At 52.0% G+C, this 757-nt stretch carries 2 protein-coding genes; both read left to right on the top strand.

Annotated features, from left to right (window positions below; translation table 11 throughout):
* The first annotated feature begins 55 nt into the window (after positions 1-55).
* Positions 56-379, top strand: coding sequence for a phage holin, lambda family (locus tag JTI98_RS17880; protein ID WP_090049330.1), 324 nt, complete (start codon positions 56-58; stop codon positions 377-379).
* Positions 363-757 (top strand): lysozyme (locus tag JTI98_RS17875; RefSeq protein ID WP_216082264.1); only part of this gene is annotated, 395 nt, incomplete at its 3' end. The genes JTI98_RS17880 and JTI98_RS17875, both read left to right, overlap by 17 nt.

The following is a 757-nucleotide window of genomic DNA, read 5'->3' as shown; positions in this document are numbered from 1 at the left end:
GCCTGACCTCTTTCAATAACACACAGCGCCATCCGAATTAACGGAGGTGAGGCCTATGAAAATGCCATACAAACAAGATTTCATCGCTGCGCTACTTGCCGCCAAGGAGCAGGGTATTGGTGCAATGCTGGCTTTTATCATGGCGTACCTGCGTGGTCGCTATAACGGCGGCGCGGTAACCAAAACGCTAATTGATGCGCTGATGTGCGCGATGATTGCCTGGTTCGTTCGTGACCTTCTGGACTTTATCGGCCTGAGCAGCAACCTCGCCTACATAGCCAGCGTCTTTATTGGATACATCGGCACCGATTCGATCGGCAATCTGATTAAAAAATTCGCAGCCAAAAAGGCGGGAGTTGACGATGCAAACCAGTCATGACGGCATTGCACTGATAAAAAAATTCGAAGGTTGTCGGCTGACTGCCTATCCAGACCCTGGGACAGGCGGCGCACCGTTGACGATTGGCTATGGCTGGACTCACCCGGTAGACGGCAAACCAGTAAAGCCCGGAATGACGATTGACCAGGACACTGCTGACCGACTGCTAAAAACGGGGCTGGTGAGCTATGAAAACGACATACTGAAGCTGGTCAGAGTGAAACTGACACAGGGCCAGTTTGATGCGCTGGTATCGTTCGCTTACAACGTCGGCTCGCGTGCACTATCGACATCCACGTTGTTGAAGAAGCTGAACGCTGGCGACATCAAAGGCGCTGCTGATGAGTTTCTGCGCTGGAATAAAGCTGGTGGCAAAGT

This window comes from Citrobacter sp. MGH 55 (genome assembly GCF_016906145.1).
In the GTDB taxonomy this organism is placed as follows: Bacteria; Pseudomonadota; Gammaproteobacteria; order Enterobacterales; family Enterobacteriaceae; genus Citrobacter_A; species Citrobacter_A amalonaticus.
This window is presented reverse-complemented; position numbering and strand designations above follow the sequence as displayed.